This window comes from Wolbachia endosymbiont of Chrysomya megacephala (genome assembly GCF_008245065.1).
Lineage (GTDB): Bacteria > Pseudomonadota > Alphaproteobacteria > Rickettsiales > Anaplasmataceae > Wolbachia.
Map to the genome: position 1 here is coordinate 440,500 of NZ_CP021120.1, position 21,204 is coordinate 461,703.

Consider the following 21,204-nt stretch of genomic DNA (forward strand, 5'->3'; position numbering starts at 1 on the left):
TTAGAATAGTTAATTTACCGAAAAATATAAAGTTTTTTGTAAGTACTATCTATTCATTATTTTATTAGGCATGAGATCAGCCAAATTTTCACTCAATTGCCAACTAGATAAAACTCCGTTATGCGGGTTATCTGTAAAGCCTCTCAGATTAACGATCTTAATCGAATTTCTATTTAACAATAGATCATCTACTGCCTTTGCCAATTGTGCAGGATATGGTATTAAGGTGTCTCTTTCATGATTAATGACTACTATTGGTATATTATCATTTTGTAGCTTTTGTATATTGCTTATTATATCAAAATCTAAATTTAGGACCTTAAGCATCTTTTTCAATAAGCATGAGGGCAGTACACTTAAAATTTTTGCTTGAGGAATTGGAAAATGCTTTATTGCATTATGAAAAGAGCTGAAAGTGCTAGTAAAAATAACGCCTCCAAGTTTAATATTTTTGTCTGTAAAATATTTTAATACTTCTGATGCAACTGCTCCCCCAAAAGAATGGCCGAAAAGTATTATATTTTCCGATTTCACACCCTTCTCCATTAATTCATTGATTTTTTCTATTGAAGACTTAGATAAGCTTTGATTCTTATTTATAAATGGAATCATGAGTGGTGGTACAGATAAAAAGGTACAAGTTAAAGCTGCTAAGATGGCTAAACTTGCTGTACTAGATGTCATTGGATTAGTAAGTAATATTAAAGTTGGTAATAGTATTGATGTTCCTAAAAACAAGAAACTAGCTATTGCGTAAGTTATATAGTTTTGAAATGCAATTGGGTATTTATGTGCATGAGTGTGAAAATTAGACCTATGGAGATATGTAGATCTATCTTGTATATACCTGGCCGCATTCTTATAATTATCACCTATTCCATGAAAAAATATAAGATGTATCTCATTTTCTTTATTATACTTAGCAACGTGTATTATTTTCCTCTAGCATATATTACACCTAGTAAAAGAATATTCTTTTTTGAGAATTGGATCAACTTTTTTAAAATGCTAGATAACTTGTATTAACACCGAAAATGGTAAGCATGTACACTAACAGACTTGAGGAATACAAGATAGCAGCATTAATAGTTGCAGCAGGAGTAGGCAGTAGATGCAATGCCAAAATCCCTAAACAGTATATAAAATTGGCAGGTAAGTCTGTTTTATTTCACACAATTAGGAAATTCTTAGCTAATCAGTACATAAGTTACATAAGAGTGGTAGTGAATGAAAGTCAAAAAGATTTCTATAAAGAAGTTACGTCATCAACTATAGATACTAAATTGCTGAGTCCAGTATGTGGAGGAAAAAGCAGGCAGAGTTCAGTTAAACTTGGACTAGAGAGTTTGCAAAAGATCAATCCAGATTTTGTTATTATACATGACGCTTGTAGGCCTTTTGTATCAAATATTCTAATAAACAACTTGATTGAATCTATGATTAATGGTCAATATACAGGAGTAGTTCCAGCAATAGAAGTCGAGGATACTATATCGTTGGTGAGTAATAATTTCATTGAATCTACGATTTCAAGAGAAAAACTTAGAGCCATGCAAACTCCTCAAATTTTTAATTTCAGAGAATTATTATCGTGCCATCAATCAGTCAAAGAATTTACTGATGATTCATCACTAATGGTAGAGCATAAAAAACATGTTGCGATTATTGAAGGTGAGAAAAAGAATTTTAAGTTAACTACAAAAGAGGATATCAATATGGCAAAACTTCTCTTTGGAGAGCCAAAATTCCGTGTCGGAACCGGTTATGATATACATAAATTTGTTAAAATTCAAAATGATGCTAAGAGCTTTATAAAAATTTGCGGTGTGGAAATTGAGCATAATATGGCAATAGAGGCACATTCCGATGGTGATGTTGCAATACATGCAATCGTTGATGCAATACTCGGAGCACTAGGATGTGGCGATATAGGAGAACATTTTCCTCCTAATTCCTCTAAATGGAAGGATTGCAATTCATCTCATTTTCTTGATTTTGCTGCTAAAAAAGCACAGGAAAAAGGATATAGCGTGTCTAATTTAGATATTACTATAGTTTGTGAAGAGCCTAAAATATCGCCTTACAAAGCAGGAATGAAGGAATTCATATCAAAAATATTAGAAATTAATGGTGAATTCCTAAGTATCAAAGCAACCACAGCGGAAAAATTAGGTTCTATTGGCAGAAATGAGGGAATAGCAACGTATGCTTCTGTGCTATTGCGTGCAAATTTTTATTGAAGGTAGGAACGAAATAACTTACTTGACAAACTCCACCATTTCACTTCCATTGCAAGGAAAGTGGGAAGGTTTGTCAAGAAATTTCTATGGGCTACTTTCGACATTAATAGCTGATTCAAGTCTTCTATTCAAAATTTTCAATATAAAATCCAATTCATTTGAGTTGTTATAACGTATCATGACTTTACCCTTAGAATTACTGTCATTAATTTTGACCTTTAAACCAAGCTGAGAAGATATAGCTCCTTCTAATACTGCCATATCTTGATTTTTAGTAAACTTATGCTCTTTTCGGTCGTTATTTTGTTGTAAGTCTTTTATCAATTTTTCAGTTCGCCTAACGCTCAGGCCCTGAGAAACTATTCTTTCTGCAATACTTTCCGCATTTTCAACATTAATCAATGCTCTTGCATGACCCATAGACAATTTTTTCTCGTTGATCATTGTTTTTACTCCATTAGGGAGTGACAGCATTCGTATCATATTGGTTATGTGACTGCGGCTTTTACCTAAAGTTAAGGCTAATTCTTCGTGTGTATAGGAGAATTCATCTATTAGTTTTCTGTACGCCTCACCTTCTTCTATTGGATTAATATCTTGCCTCTGTATGTTTTCAATTATCGATACTTCTAAGCATTCCTTGTCATTTAAATCTTTTATGATAACCGGCACACTATCAAGATTTATGACCTTACTTGCTCGCCAACGACGTTCCCCTGCTACTATTTCATAACCTTCATTACTTGGATCTTTGCGCACCACAACAGGTTGTATTATACCATTTTTCTCTATCGAACCTGCAAGTTCTTTTAATGACTCCTCATCAAAATATTTTCTCGGCTGAAATTTGCTCGGGTGTAGTAATGAAATAGGTAACCGATCTTCTTTATTACCATAATTATCGCCTATGAGGCCAGCAAGACCTCTACCTAAGCGCCTATTGTCCTTCACGCTGCACCCTCACTTATCAGCTTTTTCTCTTTACAGATGCTCATGTGTTTCTTTAAAATTTCTTTTGCCAAACTTATATATGCTTGTGCACCAGGACACTTAAGATCATATACAATAGCAGGTTTTCCATGAGAAGGCGCTTCTGATAACCGTACATTACGTGGAATAATGGTCTCATACAAGGGGATAATAGTTTTATATACTTTATCATTTAAATATTGGCAAATATCATTTTTAATCTGCTCACTAAGTTTGTTGCGTCTGTCATACATTGTGAGCAATATTCCTTCTATTAACAGGAAAGGGTTTAGGTTATTTCTTTTTATCAGCTCTACAGTCTTAACTAAATGGCTCAATCCTTCCAGAGCGAAAAATTCACACTGAAGAGGAACAATAATCGAGTCAGCAGCGGTCAGAGCATTGATAGTAAGCAGACCAAGTGATGGAGGACAATCGATAATTATGTACTCATAATTATTACGTACTTTCTCTAGCGTATCTTTTAGTACGAATTTTCCCTGCTCAAGTTGTGATAGCTCAATTTCTGCAGCTGATAAGTCAACCACTGATGAAATCAGCGATAGATTTGGAATTTCCTTTATATTGAAAATTGCCGATTCCACCAATTCACTTTCGCTGCTCAGCAGTATTTTATATATATTTTTTTCTTCCCTGCTACGATAAGAAATCCCAAGTCCTGTACTAGCATTTCCTTGAGGGTCAAGATCTACCAGTAAAGTACTTTTTCCCACAGCAGCAAAGGCTGTTGATAAATTTATACTAGTTGTAGTTTTACCAACTCCACCCTTTTGATTTACTATTGCAATGATCTTGCTCACGCCTTTTATCTTATGTATAAAATAACTCTATTGTATATATGCAAGAAATTTTTGCATTAGAAAATTTTTTTTGTTGCCAATCATGCTCAAAGTAAACTGCCTTTTTTTGTCTTGTGTAACACACTTTGAACCTTATTTCCTAACTCATTCAGAGTAAATGGTTTTGGTAAAAAATGGAAGTCTTCTATATTGATTTCATCGCTCTTTAAAAAAGCATCCTCTGTATACCCAGAAATAAAAATAACTTTGATGTTTGGCCTATGTATCAATGTTTCTTTAACTATTTCTGGACCACTCACCTCTGGCATGATTACATCAGTGATTATTAGATCTATGTGTTGATTTTTTTTTCTAATGATCTCTAGTGCCTCGCTGCCTATGCTCGCTTCTATGACATTAAATCCTTTTCTTGTAAGAGCCTTAGCAGTAAATTCCCTTACTGAATCTTCATCTTCAATTAATAAAATTATACCATTACCTTTAATCTCTACCGGTTTCTCTATTTCTTTACTATCTTCCTCTTTATCATTTTCATCCGATATGTAAACTATGGGCAAAAATATGCTAAATTTAGTTCCATGATTCACTTTGCTAGCAACATAGATGTATCCTTCGGTTTGTTTAATAATGCCATATACAGTAGAGAGGCCAAGACCTGTACCAAAAGTAATATCTTTGGTAGAAAAAAATGGATCAAATGCCTTTTCAATTATATCACTCGTCATTCCACATCCAGTATCAATCACTTCAATCACAACATAATTCCCATGTTCAATCGTTTCCTTATCTGGAGAAAACATATCCTGAGGTGTAGAATTTAATGAATCAACCTTTTGATTAAAGGTTCGTATAGTTAACTCTCCCCCCTTTTCCATAGCAGCACCAGCATTAACTGCTAAGTTAAGCATAACTTGCTCTAATTGTCCTTGGTCAGCCCTAACAGCACCCAAATCGCTACCATAATAAATATTAAATTTTATATTTTCACCTATTAATCTTTTGATCATTTCATAAAGATTAGCTATCGTACCATTTACATTAATAATCTTTGGCTGCAAAGTCTGTCTTCTTGAAAAAGCAAGCAGTTGTCTTACTAAATTTGACCCACGTTTTGCATTTTGCTGTATCTGTATTATATCTCCAAAAGATGGATCGCTAGCTGAGTGCTGGAGTAAAAGCAAATCACAAAATCCTATTATTCCGGTTAATATATTATTGAAATCATGTGCAATACCACCTGCTAATTGCCCTATAGCTTGCACCTTTTGATAATGCTCAAGTTTTATCTCTAGTTTTTTACGTTCAGTATTATCAATAAAATAACAAAGTATGAACATCACTTTATTATGAAGAAACTTATTAAAATATATTTTCATGTTATTACCGCCATTGAGCTGCACATCAAAGGACGCATTATTTATCCTGTTACTTGAAAAATATTCACGCACTTTCATATGATAACCATCTGATATCAATGCAAAGATAGAATCATTACTTGACCCCGCAAGTTTTACTAATGCTATATTTTTCTTTATAAAATTGCCATTTATATCGCATTGTGCAATAGCAATTGACGAATTTGTAAAACAAGGGTGTAGTTGATAATCAACAATATTTGATTCAGTTGGTGTTATAAAGCCGTGTATATAGCTATGATTGTATTTATCACAAAATATAGCAGTACTCATATAAGCCTTAAATGGAGCACCGCTTATAGTAAAAAACATAATTTCATTTTTGGTTATTGTATCGTCATACTTAGATTGAGATATAAAATCATTGATTGAGCTACCTTTTTCCAATTTTTTTAGTTCAAACATGTCTAAAAATCTTTTATTTACAGATAAGATACCTCCTTTTGTATTTGCAACGTAAGTTGCTATATTGTGTTTCTCTATCAACTCTTCATATACCTGCTCTTTGTTTACCTGTGTTGCCTTCAGTACAAAATACCCATTCGGTCTTGCTATTGGGGCTAATGATAAATTTAAAGTCTTATTACTATTTATAGCAATTTGTGGATTATCCGGTATTGGTTCAGAGAGCAAAAGAAAGTTAGATATTCTACTCTTCTTGCTTAAGGAAATGCATACTTTTACAGAAGTGTTATTTCTTAACGCATGATAGAGTGATTTTCTGTCTTTTTCTGACACATCTCCTGCTTCAAGAATTTTATCTAGCGTAACATCATCGTTTATGTGATCTTTGAACCTTTCGTAGAACCTCGCATCAGCATAAATAATACCCTCATCTTTATGTAAAATGAGACAAAACTCTGTATTATGATTCAGCGCATTTGCAAATATTGCATTTTGAAACTCTATGATATTAAGTAGATACTTGTAACGTTTTATATTATATACCACAAAGAGAGTCATTAGAATGCTAATTAATAAATTAATCTCTATATTAACATGCTGACTATATACATTAGAAAAATAGAGTACTGATATTGCTATTGGAGGTAAGAACATAATGACTGCCATCACAATAATTGACATCCCATAATTTCTTAGTATGAAGTCAACTCTGTTCTCTTTTTTGTTATCTATGTATCTTTTACTCATTATTATTGCTTGGCATCCTTGCACATATAAAAATATTCTACTATATTGATTTAATTATTATAGATTTATTAACATCCTTGATGAGTAGTTACTATCCCAATCTAATTAAGTCCTGTAAATATAGAGTACAATAATATTAATAAGCCAACAGAAGGCATTATGGAAAAACAAAAGACACAAGCATTTGAATGGTTCTGCGCACTGAGAAACAAGATCACCGAATCTTTCTTATCAATTGAGGTACAGTCATTCACACAACCAAAAATCGAAAAAAGAAAGTGGAACCGACCAGGTGGAGGAAGTGGTGAATCTACAATTATCTTTGGTAATATTTTTGAAAAAGTTGGAATAAACGTTTCAAGAGTATACGGAAAGCTCGAAGACTCAGCCATTAATGAAATTTCTGGTGCAAGTGAAAGCAATGGAGAGTTTTGGGCAAGCGGTATATCTTTAGTGTCTCACATGCAATCTCCCCTTATCCCTGCAGCACATATGAACACAAGATTGATATATACCTCAAAACAATGGTTTGGTGGAGGAATGGACTTTACTCCAATTTATAAGGATGAGGGAGATTGCAAGTATATTCACGAATCAATTAAAGCAACTTGCGATGAGTTCAACATCGAATATTATCCGAAATTTAAAAAGCAATGTGATGATTACTTTTTTTTACAACATAGAAAAGAGCCACGTGGTATTGGTGGAATTTTTTATGACAATCTAACTTCTGGCAACTGGAAAAACGATTTTGAGTTCACAAAAGCAGTAGGTGAAGCCTTTTTAGAAATTTACTTACACATCATACACAAACATATGCAAAAATCTTGGACAAAAGAACAACGAGAAGAACAATTGATAAAACGTGGCAGATATGTGGAGTTCAATCTTCTTTATGATCGTGGTACAAGGTTTGGTTTAATGACTAATGGTAACCCCGATGCAATTATGATGTCGATGCCTCCTCTTGTTAAGTGGGTGTGAAAAGCGATTATTAATATAAAATAAATCGTTATAGTTTAAGATTGTACCACATATGGTGAGCTTTTGTATAGAGGGGTACAATCATGGGTATAAGTAGATAGTTTTTTAATTAAATCCGCTAGAAATAGCAATATAAGAGGCGTGAGGCTAGCTTTAAGTCTTCATAATATAGTAAACAGCTTTGAAAAACTCTTTTCTAGAATTAATCCTTTTAGGAACAAGGGGTCATTTGACTTGAATAATGATCAAACTTTAAATCGAGCTTTAGAGTATGCAGTAACAAATCTTGATCATAATGTAATGACGTTACTTATTAGTGCTGGAGCAAATATTAATGAGATAAATAATAGTATAGGAAATGTAATCCTTCAATACAAAATAGCATCATAAGCTATGCAGTACGGAGATAAGGACAGTCTCAAAGATCATAAAGAAAAATGTTGTTTAGTGCTTGGTGAGCTAATAAAAAAAGAAAGAAAAGAAATATTGGAGATTTTGAAACAAACGGAAAGTTGTGACAAGCTTAAAGAGGAAGTAGAGATAAAATTTAAGGCCAACTCACCTAAAAAACCTCCTAGGATTTTTGAGCATGATGATATTTTACTTTTAAAAGAGCCCATTTATGATGAGGTATATGACGCTAAGGTTAGTAACTCATTAGAAGAGTTGAGCGTATCGGAAGAATCCATTTATGCTGAAGTATATGATTTGCATAAAAGATCTACTGAAAATTTATCATTGAAAGATAGTGGTTATTCTAGTATATCAGGAGAACCTATTTATGAAGATGTAGATGATTTCTCAGAGCAAAAAAAGCCCACTAGCTTAAATCATAAAGAGCAACCAGAGCCTATTTATGCTAAAGTAGATTTATCGAAAAAGAGATCAGAAAGACAAGCAAAACATATAAAAGATAATTCTGGGACTTATCATGGATTAGTGAAGGATAAAGTGAATAATTTGCAAGTAAAACTAAATGAGCAAAGTGCTAATAAGCCAGCGAGTCAGCAAATCAAGACCAAGGCTGGCTTTAACGTAAAAGAAATAAGGCAAAATTTTGAGCGTAGAGATTCTGGATACGATTCTGGCTATGATTCAGATACAAAAGTTGAACAAAAATTAGAATTAGGATCTAAAGCTCCTAAATCTGAGATAGGTTCAGTAAGCATTGAACATGGGGTAATAGGAGGCTGTCGATATAAAATCACTACTCTAACTGTGTGATTCAAAATAATTGAATTGACTTTATATGTATAATCGATATAACTCAGTTAGATTCAAGTCGACTCTTTCGTCTAGTGGTTAGGACACCACCCTTTCACGGTGGTAACACGGGTTCAAATCCCGTAAGAGTCACTCAAACAGAATGCAAATAACTAAAGTTTTGAATGAAAAAAATTAGGCTTTATGTTGAAGAAGCTTTATCACAAAATGTAAGTTTGGCGCTTCATCCACGACAAAGTCACTATATTTACAATGTAATGCGGCTTAAGAAGCATGATAACATCTATCTTTTTAATGGAAAGGATGGAGAATGGTTAGGAGAAGTAGTGAATATATCAAGTAAATCGACAAAAATTATAATAAAAGAACGCACTAAACAACAACAACATGAAAAAAATCTATATTTGTATTGTGCTCTGGTAAAAAGCGGCGCCTTAAGCAACATAGTAAGACAAGCAACTGAAATGGGAGTAACCTGCATTCAATTTATTTCAACAGAACGTACAGTAGTAAAAAACATTAACCTAAGTAGAGCGAAATTACAGGCAATTGAAGCTGCGGAACAATCCGGTAGGACAAGTATACCACAGATTTTTCTTCCTATTAATTTTTGTGAATTATCCGATTCCCAGAATAAAAATTTTGTTTTGTGTGATGAAACAGGTGAAGGACAACCTCCTAATAAAGTTCTAAAAGGCAAGAAAAACGTTGCTATTATTGTTGGCCCCGAAGGTGGTTTTTCATCTTGCGAACTTGATTCTGCCAATAAATTTTGTCAGAAACTGAGTCTAGGAAAAAGAATTTTGAGAGTTGATACTGCTGTAGTTGCTGCATTAACCTTCACCAATTGGTATAGCTAGATTTTTTAATATGGCTAGTGCAACTTGACACTCTATATAAAGAAATCTGCATTATATTTTTCCTAAAAGAAATAAATGAAACTTGCATTTTTCCGAACTATCGATACTCTTAGTAAAGAAGTCGGGGCGTAGCGCAGCCTGGTAGCGCATTTGGTTTGGGACCAAAGGGTCGGGAGTTCAAATCTCTCCGCCCCGAGATTAGAAAAATTACAAGAGCACTGTAACCTAAGAGCAATTTTTATCAGCAAGTAAATGATTGACAGCAGAATGAAGCTTTTTTCATATAAATCACTGCATATCATATTCTATCGCTCAAGTTTATAAAATAATTGACAATGTTAATTTTCTAATTTATAAATGGATTTTGAAGTGATTACCGAAGGAGGTATAGAGTTTGATTGAAGTATCAGTCCATTATGGTGATGTAGATAGAGCTCTTCCAGTGTTGAGAAAAATAATTCAAAAGGAAGGAAGAGGGCTCAAAATGAAAAAAAAATATCACGAAAAGAAATCAGAGAAAACAGCTAAAAAAAAAGCTGAAGCAAGGAAAAAGAGGTATCAGCAAGAATGCAGAAGACAGCGTTATGGTTGGTAGTTTTTACTAAGGTTAATAATTAGTTATCTTATGAATATTCATGAATATCAAGCAAAGGAAATTTTACACAAGTTTAATGTCCCGGTACCAAAGGGTTTTGTTGCTACATCTGCAGAAGGAGTAGAAACTCAAATAAATCAACTAAAATCTGACGTGTTTGTGGTTAAAGCTCAGATTCATGCAGGTGGTAGGGGTAAGGCTGGTGGTGTAAAGCTAGCAAAGTCAGTTGAAGAAGCTCAACAGTTTGTAAAGAACATGCTCGGCATAACTTTAGTTACTCATCAAACAGGGCCTAGTGGACAGCAGGTAAGAAGAATATACATTGAGGAAGGTTCAAGCATTAAAAAAGAGTACTATTTGAGTCTAGTAGTTGATCCAAAGCTCAGTAGGTTAGTATTTATATTTTCCTCAGAAGGTGGTATGGATATTGAAGAGGTAGCAAAAAATTCTCCTACAAAAATTGTGAAATTTGATATTGACCCTGCTACTGGTTTTACAAATCTTGATAACAGTAAACTTGCCAATAATTTTAATTTGAATTCAGAACAAATAGAAAGAATAACAAATATTGCAAAAAATATATATGATGCGTTTATTACAACTGATGCAAGCCAAATAGAAATTAACCCACTAGTTGAAACAAATTCTGGGGATTTTGTTGCACTTGATGCTAAAATTAATTTTGATGACAACGCTTTATATCGTCATCCAGAAATCGTGCAGCTTCGTGATTATGATGAAGAAGTTAAAGAAGAGATAGAAGCTTCAAAACATGGACTTAGTTACATCAAAATGGATGGCAATATTGGTTGCATGGTGAACGGTGCAGGTCTTGCTATGGCAACAATGGATATAATAAAGTACTATGGAGCAGAGCCTGCTAACTTTTTGGATGTTGGTGGTGGAGCGAGTAAAGAAACTGTAACTGAAGCATTTAAAATCATATTGTCTGATAGCAACGTAAAAGGAATTCTGGTTAACATATTTGGTGGTATAATGCGTTGCGATATTATCGCAAGTGGAATTGTTGCGGCTGCAAAAGAAATGAGCATTAAAGTTCCTCTAGTGGTTAGATTATCAGGTACTAATTTTGAAGAAGGAAAAAAAATCTTAGAAGAGTCAGGATTAAATATTATTGCTGCAGATGAACTGGGTGATGCTGCGCAAAAGATAGTAAAAGAGGTAAAATAAAGCATGTCCGTTTTAGTAAACAAAGATACAAGATTAATATGCCAGGGTTTTACTGGTGCACAAGGCACATTTCATTCAGAGCAAGCAATTGATTACGGAACGAAAATGGTGGGAGGTGTAACTCCTGGAAAGGGTGGTAGCACTCACCTTAATTTACCGGTTTTTAATACTGTAGCAGAAGCCAAAGAAAAAACCTGTGCAAATGCTACAGTTATATATGTACCTGCTAAATTTGCTGCTGCTGCAATACTTGAAGCAATAGATGCAAAAATAGAATTGATAATTTGTATTACAGAGGGCATTCCTATACTTGACATGGTAAAGGTAAAGCATGCTCTCGCTGGTTCAAACAGTCGATTGATTGGCCCAAACTGTCCAGGGGTTATTACACCTGAAGAATGCAAAATAGGAATTATGCCAGGACATATTCACAAACGTGGACATATAGGAATTATGTCTCGCTCTGGAACTTTAACTTATGAAGCGGTAGCACAAACAACTGCTGTTGGTCTTGGTCAATCCACGTGTATCGGAATTGGGGGGGATCCAGTTCATGGTATGACATTTGTTGACTGTATGGAGCTCTTTTTAAAAGATGACGATACTCATGGTATTGTAGTTATTGGTGAAATAGGTGGAAACGAAGAAGAAGATGTATCACATTTTGTGAAAACAGAAAAAACTAAAAAGCCAATCGTTGGTTTTGTAGCAGGCCAAACGGCACCTCCAGGAAGACGTATGGGACACGCTGGAGCAATCATCTCTTCCAGCGGTGGAAGTGCTGGTGCAAAGTTAGAGGTTATGCGCAGTGCTGGGATTGCGATTGCAGAAACCCCTGCTGTGATTGGTAAAAAGGTGTTAGAAGTAATGAGTGTCAGTGCCTAGCCTAGGTCATAAAAACCCTATATCCCCAGTCATCAGTATATTTTTTGACCACTCAATCAGTAAATGACCTCCTGGTAAATGTACTGAAGTTTGTTTAGTAGCCAAACACTTACGAAGTATAGATGCAACAAATGCTGCACAAGCCGCACTACCACATGAAGCAGTAATACCTGTTCCTCTTTCCCAAACTCTTAAGTTTATTTCTCCAGATTTTTCTATTTGTGCAATACTAACATTTGTTTTCTGAGGAAATAATTCGTGATTTTCTAGCTTTGGTCCTAAATTCTGCAATGGTATTTCGCTTATGTTATCAACAAAAAAAACTATATGAGGGTTACCAATATTTACTGCAACTGGCTCTTTCAGCATTTCAAGCTCTATAGGTAGATAAAGGGGATCGCATTCACAAGAAAGAGGAATTTCATTCCATTTAAGCAGTGGTTTACCCATATTGACCTTTATTGATTTATCACCTACTTTAAAACATTCTAAGATACGATTATTCATCAGCTCAATAGTGATATATTCAGTACCTTTTTCTAACATTATCAAATACCCAACACAGCGTGCTGCGTTTCCACACATTTCAGCTCGACTACCGTCAGCATTGTAGATATGCATAAAGCAGTTTGCAGCATTAGACATTGTTATAATTATCACTTGATCACAACTGCCTTGATCAGCAATTTGTCTATAATTCCAGTCTAAATTATTTGCTGAACGTGAGTCTATGATAACAAAACTATTGCCAGTACCATGCATCTTTACAAACGGGATCTTGTCTGTTAGGTTACTTACCATTATAGCAAAATTATATAAGTGAAAATTTTTCTTCTAATTACAGCTGTTTTGTATTCTATAGTTTTCTGTAATGTGAGTGCTAAGTCAATACCGGAGAACAGCAAAATGCTCTTTTGGCAAACTGGAGTTAGAAAGGGAGCAAATGTTTTCAATAGAAAAGTTGATAGTGACTTAATCAAAGCAGCAAAGGAATACAAAATTGGTTTTATTCGTCTTGCTCCTGACAAATTTGAAACTACGCAACGTGACTTCCTCTTAGGTAATGCAGACAGTTATCAGGGCCTAATTCCCAAAGACCTGAAAGTTCTGAAAGATGTTTTAGATGCTTTTCATCAACAAAAAATACCAGTAGTGTTAACGATGCTTAGCTTACCTGGATCTAGATGGAAGCAAAATAATAACGATAAAGATGATTTACGTTTATGGTCAGATCAAGCTTTTCAAAAACAAGCAGCAAAATTTTGGCAAGATCTTGCGAAAGAGCTTAAAGATCATCCTGCTATTGTTGGATATAATATCTTAAATGAACCACATCCAGAAAGGCTTTATAATACTGCAGATTCGGCTATTTATAACGTAGAACAAAGCAAAGTTCAGAAGAATCTATTTGGCTTTTATAGCAGCGTGGTAAACAGTGTCCGCCAAGTTGACTCAGAGACCCCAATAATACTTGATAGCAGCAGTTATGCTGACTCTAATACTTTTGATAAATTCAAACCAGTTGATGATTCTAATATTCTTTATTCTTTTCACATGTATGAGCCCTTTGCTTATACAAATTTAAAATTAAACCAGGATAACTTTGCCTACCCTGGACATGTTCAATCTTTTGATGGAAAAAAAGTAGAGTATTGGAATAAAGATAAGTTAAAATTATATATAGAACCTGTAAAAATTTTCCAAGAGAAGTATAATATACAAGATTATCAGATCCTTGCTGGAGAGTTTGGCGTACATCGCTGTTCAAAAGGATTAGAGCACTATTTTCGAGATCTTACTTCTATTTTTAATGAATATAATTGGCACTTTGCTGTTTATGGCTTTCGAGAAGATATGTGGGATGGAATGGATTATGAATTGGGAAGTAAAAAGCTTTCATGGAAAGATTGGCAAGCAATTGAAGAGGGTAGGATGAAAAAAAATTATTTGCCAGATAATCCAATTTTTAAGATATTAAAAAAAGAATGGTCAAGTCAGCTCGCTGGCCATTCGTCATAAAAAAATATTTCTTCTATTGGCTTTCTGTTCTTTTCTTTAACTTCGGCACCTTCTTCCTCGTAACCAACCGCTATCACTGACATTACATTAAAATCATCAGGTACATTAAACCTCTCTATTATTTTGTCTTTGTCAAATCCGCCCATCTGATGAGCCATTAAGCCTATAGCTGTAGCCTGTAGCATAAGTGCGTAATTTGCTGCACCAGTATCATGCTTAGCCCAAAAATTTCCCCCTTTGTCTGGCTTTCGGAAGTTTTTAGCACTTAAAGATATGATTAACACTTGTGCATCTTTTGCCCACTTTTGATTAGATTCATCAAGGCAATCGAACAATTTTTTCCATGCGCTTTGATTGTTCTGTTTGTTGCATATCACATATCGCCAAGGTTCATCACCAAAACACGAGGGTGTTAGCCTTACAGCTTCTATTAAAATATCCATTTCTTTTTGAGATATTGCTTTTGTAGGATCGTATGAACGTCCACTGTGTCTTGCTTTCATCAACGATAATAGATCTTGTTTACTCATCATTTTTAAATAGTGCATAAATAATTCATTGTAGCGCAATATGAGCAAAATTTAAATTGCAAAACCTCTTATACACATATATTACATTTAGTAAGTTATTTCTATTGGGAAGATATGTTTATAACACAATCAAGCAGTAGGTCAACACTGGTTGAAATATTGTCTTGCGTTTTACTTTTATTCTTGATGGCTCAAATAAGCGTACCGTTGCAGCCTGTGCCTATCACATTGCAAACTTTAGGAGTAATGCTCATTGGGCTTAAATTTAACCGCAGAACAGCATTCTATTCTGTGCTTACATATCTATCACTTGGTGCAGCAGGATTTCCTGTTTTTGCGAATTTTTCTAGTGGTTGTCACATTTTTCTTGGACCAACAGGTGGATATTTAATTGGCTGTTTAGCTGCTGTTATGGTAATGAACAAAGTAAATGAATTACTGAACTCTAAATATAAATCATTTGTGTGTAATTCTTTAAGTTGTCTGGCCGGTACAGCTGTAATCTTTATTTGTGGTGTTAGTTGGCTTTCTGTTTACTTTGGTCTGGAACGAGCAATAATGGTAGGTGTTTTACCATTTATCCTTCCTGGTTTGGTAAAAATTTTTCTACTTGTAGCAGCTTTGCAATATTTGAAAAAATGATAAAATTTCGTCCTCATCATTTCATGTGCACTCTTGCATTTCAAGGATATGGGTATTCTCAGGGTTTTGTAGAAAATTACAAAAAGATAGCAAGTAAAGTAATTAATGATCCTAATACTAAAATCGAAGTAGTTGATAATCTTGACACTATTTGCAGTGTTTGCCCAAACCAGACTAAACAAGGTAAATGTACCACACAAGCTAAAGTTTTAGAGCTAGATAGAAGGCATATGGAAATTTTAGGAATGAAAATAGGAGAGATTTTAACCTGGAATGAAGCAGTAAAAAGAATTAGAAAGAAAATGTCTTTAGAGAAATTTGACTACGCATGTGAGGAGTGTAATTGGCAACCATATGGAATGTGTAGAAGTGCTCTTTTAACTCATTCTAAATAGTATCTGCCAATTAATAATATCTTTATTATTATATTAGATAAGTAATTTAGCATTTATGAATTTGTAATGTGTTGCGTATAGTTCAAAGAAATAAGATTTACTGGTTACGCGCTGCAGCCAATGCCACAACACTAGGATCTATGTTTGTCTGCATGTTAATTTGCGTTGTGATTTTATGGAGGTCTTCTGTTACTTATGCTAGTGAAAATTTGGAGATACAGAAGGTCTTTGATAGTGTTGTCAAGCATATAAAAGCTGATAAAAAATATAAAGATCTTGATGTTATCGAGAGAAAAAGTGACAAATTTAATATCAAAATTTCGCAGAATTCTGGCAAGAATTTTGACATATACTCTATTTTAAAAAAAGCAAAAGATTCCTTTGAGTTAGGAGATAGTGAAACAGCTACTTCTCTCCTCAATCAGATTATCGCAAAATTTCCTTATCATGAAAGTGCTTTAATTGGACTAGGGAATATCTATTACGCTAACAAAGAATTTAAAAAAGCTGTAGAGATTTACACAAGACTGTTAAAAGAATATCCTAGCAACCCTTATGTATTAAAGAATTTTCTGACGATAATTTCACAATATGATCCTAATTTAGCATTGAGTGAAATGTTGAAATTGTATGATACACTCAGAAATAGCGCCCCTTTATCAGCAAATTTAGGTTTGATCTATATGAAAAAAGGGGATTACATAAAAGCTAAAGAATATATGAAAGCAGCAATTTCTTTAGATCAAAACAATATTTTTTATACCTATAATTTAGCTGTTATTCTAGATAAGCTCTCAGATTTTAAAAATGCCACAGCATGTTATTCAAAGTTGTTGAACATGTCAAAAAATGCAAGTGAAAGAATACCTTTATACAAGGTAGCAGCAAGGCTAAAATTTATACAACTCCATAGTGCGCACTCAGCGATTCCATAAGAGTTGCTTGTATCGCTATTTTTGTTTACAACAACAACATTGAACTATAGAATTATATCTAGAGGGGCAATTAGCTCAGCTGGTAGAGCATCTCGTTTACACCGAGGAGGTCGGCAGTTCAAGTCTGTCATTGCCCATTAGCCTAGTTGAATATTAATATTACAATTATTTCAATCAAAGTATAGAAAATGCAAGACAACATAGTACCAGTTTCAATAGTGAAAGAGCTAGAGGATTCTTATCTCTCCTACGCAATGAGTGTGATCATAAGTCGAGCTATACCTGATGTGCGAGATGGATTTAAACCTGTTCATAGGCGCATATTATACGCAATGTCGAGGGCTGGGTTCGATGCCGGTAAACCGTATAAAAAAGCAGCTCGTATAGTCGGGGATGTAATGGGAAAATATCACCCACATGGTGACATGGCTATCTATGACTCCTTGGTCAGGATGGCTCAAGATTTTTCTCTTCTTTTACCACTGATTGATGGGCAAGGTAACTTTGGTTCGATAGATGGAGATCCGCCAGCTTCAATGCGATATACAGAAGCAAGGCTCCACAGAGTGTCGCATTTTTTACTAAATGATATTGACGAAGATACAGTTGATTTTAGGCCAAACTATGATGGAAATGAAACAGAGCCTGTTGTACTGCCTGCAGAATTTCCGAATCTATTGGTAAATGGTGCAAGCGGTGTTGCAGTTGGTATGGCAACCAATATTCCTTCTCACAACCTTGGAGAAATAATAGATGCTTGTATGTTATATATAGATAATCCTGAAGTTACTTTGGATGAGTTACTTGAAGTGATGCCAGGGCCGGATTTCCCAACTGGGGGAATGATTCTTGGAAGGTCTGGAATAAGATCAGCATTTGCAACTGGTCGTGGCTCAATTGTTGTGCAAGGCAAGACTCACATAGAAGACCTGCCACAAGATAGGCAAGCAATAGTGATTAATGAAATACCTTACCAGGTAAATAAAGTAAAATTAATTGAGAAGATAGGTGAGCTTGTAAAAGAAAAAAGAATTGATGGCATAACAGAAATTAGGGATGAGTCTGATAAGTCTGGTATTAGGGTAGTAATTGACCTCAGAAGAAATGCTGAAGCAAGTTTTATACTTAATCAAATATTAGGACTAACTCCACTAAGAAGTAGTTTTAGTGTTAACACTCTAGTCCTCAACAATAACAGGCCTGCTTTGATGTCATTAAAAGAAATCATAGCTGCTTTTGTTGATTTTAGAAAAGAAGTATTAATCAGGAGAACAGAATTTCGTCTAAGAAAAACGAGGGAAAAAGCTCATATATATATAGGGCTCTACATTGCGGTCTTGAGCATAGGTGAAGTGATAAAAATCATCCGTGGTGCAAAAGATCCTGCGGAAGCAAGTAGAGAACTTTTAAATAAAGAATGGAAAACTTCAGCTGAGATAAACACAATTATTGGATTAATCTCAGACAGCATGAGCTTTTTGAAAGACGGAGTGTATAGATTAACTGAGCTGCAAACGAAAGCTATTCTTGACATGAAATTGCAACGTTTAACAGGCCTTGAAAAAGACAAATTAGAAGCTGAGCTAAGTTCAATGATCAACCTGATAAAAGAATATATCGCTTTTCTTGGCTCAGGAGAGAAGTTGATGAAAGAAATAAAAAACAATCTACAAGAAATAAAGAACAGATTTGCTGTGCCGCGAAAAACTTCAATAGAGGAATCAGATACGGACATTGAAGCTGAAGATCTAATTCCACAAGAAGATATGGTAGTGACCGTAACTATGAATGGTTACATCAAACGTGTGAAGCTCTCTCACTATAGAACCCAGCATCGTGGTGGAAAAGGAAAGCTAGGACAGGGGTTAAAAGAGGAGGACGTAATCACAAAATTATTTGTTGGAAATACTCATACTAGCCTTTTATTCTTTTCTAATACTGGTCGAGTTTACAGATTAAAGGTTTATAAACTGCCTCTTGCAGAGCCAACTGCACGTGGAAGAGCGCTTGTTAATATATTCCCGCTTAGCGATGGTGAAACTATAACTAACATCATGCCGCTTCCAAGTGAGAATGACGAAAATCAAAATATAGTTTTTGTTACTGCTCATGGGAACATAAGGCGTAACTCCTTAGCAGATTTTCACTATATTCCAAGCAATGGAAAAATAGCAATAAAGCTCGACGAAGGGGATAGGTTAATATCAGTTAAAGTATGTAGCGAAATTGATCATGTTCTACTTTCAACAACACTTGGAAAAAGCATCAGATTTGTTGTAAGTGATGTGCGTCAATTTAAAAGTCGCAATTCAGATGGCGTAAGAGGTATCAAACTTGCAAAGAATGACAGCGTGATATCTATGACCATATTAAATGGGATAGGTGTAGCAACAGAAACAAAAGAACTTTACTTAAAAGTTCCACTTGCAAAAAGACTGGGGACTGCAATTAATAACTTCATTGATTCTAAATTGGAAAAGACTTTGAATGATTTAGGAATAGATAACAAACTGTTCTTAAAACTTGCAATGAATGAGGAGTTCATATTAACTATTACTGAAAATGGCTTTGGTAAAAGAACTTCTGCGTACGAGTATAGGGTAACAAATAGAGGTGGTGTTGGTATTACAAATATCCTGACTACCGACAGAAACGGTAATGTTGTTGCTAGCTTTCCAGTTGAACAGGGTGATAATATCATGCTTATTACAGATAAAGGAAAGTTAATTCGTATTTCAGTAAATGATATCAGAATTGCAGGACGTAGCACTCAAGGAGTCACTCTGTTTAAAACAGAGAGTAGAGAAAAGGTGGTGTCAGTAGCGAAAATTGAGGATCCCGATTCCACTGAAGATAGTATTTCCGAAATTGACAACTCTGTTTCTTCTTAACTGTATAGCAAAGGTTAAACAAATAGTGCAAATTTCTATTGATTAATCTATAATATTTAAATTAAAATATGTGTCTATGTTCAAGTAGAGATTGATGGATAAGAAGTTAACTAAAAATAAAAAATCATTGACGAATGAGAAGAATAAAAAAACATCTCTTGTTAAAGATTTTGCCAAAAATAAGAGTAGAAGAGATTTTATCACATTAACTACGTGTGCCATGGCAGGTATAGGAGCTGCAAGCGGTCTTTGGCCATTGGTTAAGTCTATGAATCCTTCTGCTGAGGTTTTAGCGATGTCTATGGTTGAAGTTAATCTATCTGATATTCAAGAAGGACAAGGAAAAAAGGTAAAATGGCAAGGTAAGCCAGTATTTATCCGCAAGCGCACAAAACAAGAGATTGAGGCTGCAAGAGCCATAAATGCAGAAAATTTGAGAGATCCTGAATCAGATGAAAAAAGAGTATACAAAGGAAAAGATGAATGGTTAATTATGATTGGAATATGCACCCATCTTGGATGTGTACCAGTTGATCACGCTACAAAAGACGGCAACGGTTGGTTCTGCCCTTGTCACGGTTCATATTATGACACATCAGGCCGAGTAATTGGCGGTCCTGCACCAAAGAACATGGCTATACCTGACTACTTTTTTCCAAGTGAAAATATTGTAGTAATTGGCAAGAAGGCTTAACGGATTTTCATAATTAAAGTAATAAAAGTATATTGCATTTCAAGAAGCACACTGACTTCATAGGCAAAGCTCTTGAAGTCTATCAAGCTAATTTTATACTATGCACATATTCGGGTGATAATTAAGAAACTTGCCTGCCAAATTTTCAGAGTTGACAGCTAAATTTAAAACTTGTTCCTTTGCGTCAGAAAAATTCTGACTAACTTGCTTAAAGTTATTTTCTAACTCTTCGAGGATGGAGCTGAAATTAAAAAAACTTTTCTGCATTTTATCAAGATTTTGAGTTATATAGCTTAATACATAAAGATAGAGACAAGAGGGGAAGAGATATGGTAAAGCAAGAAAAAGCTGAAAGTGAGGGAATAAATGGAGTCACCATATCAATATGAATTAAGGGAAAGAGTGATTTCAGTGGAATTGGGAGTCGCAATAGTAAAAGTGAAAGAAATCTTCAAAGTAGAACTATCCCCCAAAGCTGCACATGGACATAGAATATCCTTTGTCAGGGATGGACGTAAACATTGAAGATCTTCCCCTAGAGCTGGATATAGATATAAAGTCATTTATGCCATTACCTATATTCGAGAAAAATATCACATGCCAAGAACCTTGTCAAAATTATATAATCTATCTCTAGAGCAGGTTATTGAGAATGTCAATCCACATAAAAGAGCCAGGTATTCCTAACACCACTAAACTCACAAATTCATTTGCTAGAGTTTATAAGTTCTTGTTTATAATAATTTTATTATATCGTAAAAC

At 34.5% G+C, this 21,204-nt stretch carries 21 protein-coding genes and 3 tRNA genes; 18 read left to right on the forward strand and 6 right to left on the reverse strand.

The genetic code is table 11. From position 1 onward, the window contains the following. Positions 1 to 45: 45 nt before the first annotated feature. On the reverse strand, positions 46 to 933 hold the full coding sequence (locus CAI20_RS06885; protein WP_425383939.1) for an alpha/beta hydrolase family protein: 888 nt from the start codon (positions 931 to 933) through the stop codon (positions 46 to 48). A 101-nt stretch (positions 934 to 1,034) separates the two neighbouring features. Between CAI20_RS06885 and ispD the strand changes: the two genes are divergently transcribed. Then, entirely contained in the window at positions 1,035 to 2,240 is a 1,206-nt protein-coding gene (gene ispD / locus CAI20_RS02020) for a 2-C-methyl-D-erythritol 4-phosphate cytidylyltransferase (protein WP_012481959.1), read from the forward strand. 84 nt (positions 2,241 to 2,324) lie between these two features. On the opposite strand, the gene CAI20_RS02025 is transcribed toward ispD, so the two are convergent. The 3 genes from CAI20_RS02025 to CAI20_RS02035 form a co-directional block, all read right to left on the reverse strand. Further along, positions 2,325 to 3,191, reverse strand: a complete 867-nt coding sequence (locus CAI20_RS02025) for a ParB/RepB/Spo0J family partition protein (RefSeq protein ID WP_007302356.1) — start codon at positions 3,189 to 3,191, stop codon at positions 2,325 to 2,327. Further along, positions 3,188 to 4,030, reverse strand: coding sequence for a ParA family protein (locus tag CAI20_RS02030; RefSeq protein WP_006014513.1), 843 nt, complete (start codon positions 4,028 to 4,030; stop codon positions 3,188 to 3,190). Before CAI20_RS02030 ends, CAI20_RS02025 begins: the two co-directional genes overlap by 4 nt. Positions 4,031 to 4,116: 86 nt before the next feature. Next, complete coding sequence (locus CAI20_RS02035; RefSeq protein WP_149168748.1) at positions 4,117 to 6,597, reverse strand: response regulator; 2,481 nt, start codon at positions 6,595 to 6,597, stop codon at positions 4,117 to 4,119. A gap of 159 nt (positions 6,598 to 6,756) precedes the next feature. On the opposite strand from CAI20_RS02035, the gene hemF reads away from it, so the two are divergent. The 9 genes from hemF (at position 6,757) to sucD (ending at position 12,336) form a co-directional block, all read left to right on the forward strand. Next, positions 6,757 to 7,581 (forward strand): oxygen-dependent coproporphyrinogen oxidase, encoded by an 825-nt coding sequence (gene hemF / locus CAI20_RS02040; protein WP_007302354.1) that lies wholly within the window; start codon positions 6,757 to 6,759, stop codon positions 7,579 to 7,581. Positions 7,582 to 7,722: 141 nt separating this feature from the next. Next, positions 7,723 to 7,971 (forward strand): hypothetical protein, encoded by a 249-nt coding sequence (locus CAI20_RS02045; RefSeq protein ID WP_019078621.1) that lies wholly within the window; start codon positions 7,723 to 7,725, stop codon positions 7,969 to 7,971. Between the two features lie 3 nt (positions 7,972 to 7,974). Next, on the forward strand, positions 7,975 to 8,805 hold the full coding sequence (locus CAI20_RS02050) for a hypothetical protein (RefSeq protein ID WP_007302352.1): 831 nt from the start codon (positions 7,975 to 7,977) through the stop codon (positions 8,803 to 8,805). Positions 8,806 to 8,865: 60 nt separating this feature from the next. Further along, positions 8,866 to 8,937: transfer RNA gene (locus tag CAI20_RS02055), tRNA-Glu, on the forward strand. A 32-nt stretch (positions 8,938 to 8,969) separates the two neighbouring features. Further along, positions 8,970 to 9,665 (forward strand): 16S rRNA (uracil(1498)-N(3))-methyltransferase, encoded by a 696-nt coding sequence (locus CAI20_RS02060; protein WP_007302351.1) that lies wholly within the window; start codon positions 8,970 to 8,972, stop codon positions 9,663 to 9,665. 122 nt (positions 9,666 to 9,787) lie between these two features. Then, a tRNA-Pro gene (locus CAI20_RS02065) sits at positions 9,788 to 9,861 on the forward strand. Between the two features lie 198 nt (positions 9,862 to 10,059). After that, positions 10,060 to 10,260 carry a 30S ribosomal protein S21 gene (rpsU, locus tag CAI20_RS02070; protein WP_007302350.1) on the forward strand — a complete coding sequence of 67 codons (201 nt, stop codon included), beginning with the start codon at positions 10,060 to 10,062 and terminating at the stop codon, positions 10,258 to 10,260. 30 nt (positions 10,261 to 10,290) lie between these two features. Next, positions 10,291 to 11,451, forward strand: a complete 1,161-nt coding sequence (gene sucC / locus CAI20_RS02075; RefSeq protein WP_007302349.1) for an ADP-forming succinate--CoA ligase subunit beta — start codon at positions 10,291 to 10,293, stop codon at positions 11,449 to 11,451. Positions 11,452 to 11,454: 3 nt separating this feature from the next. Continuing rightward, positions 11,455 to 12,336, forward strand: coding sequence for a succinate--CoA ligase subunit alpha (gene sucD, locus CAI20_RS02080; protein WP_007302348.1), 882 nt, complete (start codon positions 11,455 to 11,457; stop codon positions 12,334 to 12,336). 6 nt (positions 12,337 to 12,342) lie between these two features. On the opposite strand, the gene dapF is transcribed toward sucD, so the two are convergent. Next, entirely contained in the window at positions 12,343 to 13,137 is a 795-nt protein-coding gene (gene dapF, locus CAI20_RS02085) for a diaminopimelate epimerase (protein WP_149168749.1), read from the reverse strand. 105 nt (positions 13,138 to 13,242) lie between these two features. Here dapF and CAI20_RS02090 point away from each other — a divergent pair, with 105 nt between their 5' ends. Continuing rightward, on the forward strand, positions 13,243 to 14,355 hold the full coding sequence (locus CAI20_RS02090; RefSeq protein ID WP_007302346.1) for a glycoside hydrolase family 5 protein: 1,113 nt from the start codon (positions 13,243 to 13,245) through the stop codon (positions 14,353 to 14,355). Here the strand turns inward: CAI20_RS02090 and CAI20_RS02095 are convergent. Then, complete coding sequence (locus CAI20_RS02095) at positions 14,331 to 14,903, reverse strand: nitroreductase family protein (RefSeq protein ID WP_026097255.1); 573 nt, start codon at positions 14,901 to 14,903, stop codon at positions 14,331 to 14,333. The two genes, CAI20_RS02090 and CAI20_RS02095, sit on opposite strands and share 25 nt — an antisense overlap. A 96-nt stretch (positions 14,904 to 14,999) precedes the next feature. On the opposite strand from CAI20_RS02095, the gene CAI20_RS02100 reads away from it, so the two are divergent. The 7 genes from CAI20_RS02100 (at position 15,000) to CAI20_RS06550 (ending at position 20,967) form a co-directional block, all read left to right on the forward strand. After that, entirely contained in the window at positions 15,000 to 15,527 is a 528-nt protein-coding gene (locus CAI20_RS02100; protein WP_007302344.1) for a biotin transporter BioY, read from the forward strand. Further along, on the forward strand, positions 15,524 to 15,922 hold the full coding sequence (locus tag CAI20_RS02105) for a DUF1284 domain-containing protein (RefSeq protein ID WP_007302343.1): 399 nt from the start codon (positions 15,524 to 15,526) through the stop codon (positions 15,920 to 15,922). The genes CAI20_RS02100 and CAI20_RS02105 overlap by 4 nt, the downstream gene beginning before the upstream one ends. Before the next feature lie 68 nt (positions 15,923 to 15,990). Next, a complete protein-coding gene (locus tag CAI20_RS02110) occupies positions 15,991 to 16,857 on the forward strand; it encodes a tetratricopeptide repeat protein (RefSeq protein WP_012481956.1) in 867 nt (288 codons plus the stop codon). 64 nt (positions 16,858 to 16,921) lie between these two features. Then, positions 16,922 to 16,994 (forward strand) — tRNA-Val (locus tag CAI20_RS02115). Positions 16,995 to 17,045: 51 nt separating this feature from the next. Continuing rightward, complete coding sequence (gene gyrA / locus CAI20_RS02120) at positions 17,046 to 19,748, forward strand: DNA topoisomerase (ATP-hydrolyzing) subunit A (RefSeq protein WP_007302341.1); 2,703 nt, start codon at positions 17,046 to 17,048, stop codon at positions 19,746 to 19,748. 94 nt (positions 19,749 to 19,842) lie between these two features. Beyond that, on the forward strand, positions 19,843 to 20,442 hold the full coding sequence (petA, locus tag CAI20_RS02125) for a ubiquinol-cytochrome c reductase iron-sulfur subunit (RefSeq protein WP_149168750.1): 600 nt from the start codon (positions 19,843 to 19,845) through the stop codon (positions 20,440 to 20,442). 366 nt (positions 20,443 to 20,808) lie between these two features. Next, on the forward strand, positions 20,809 to 20,967 hold the full coding sequence (locus CAI20_RS06550; RefSeq protein WP_019078626.1) for a hypothetical protein: 159 nt from the start codon (positions 20,809 to 20,811) through the stop codon (positions 20,965 to 20,967). Positions 20,968 to 21,204 lie beyond the last annotated feature (237 nt).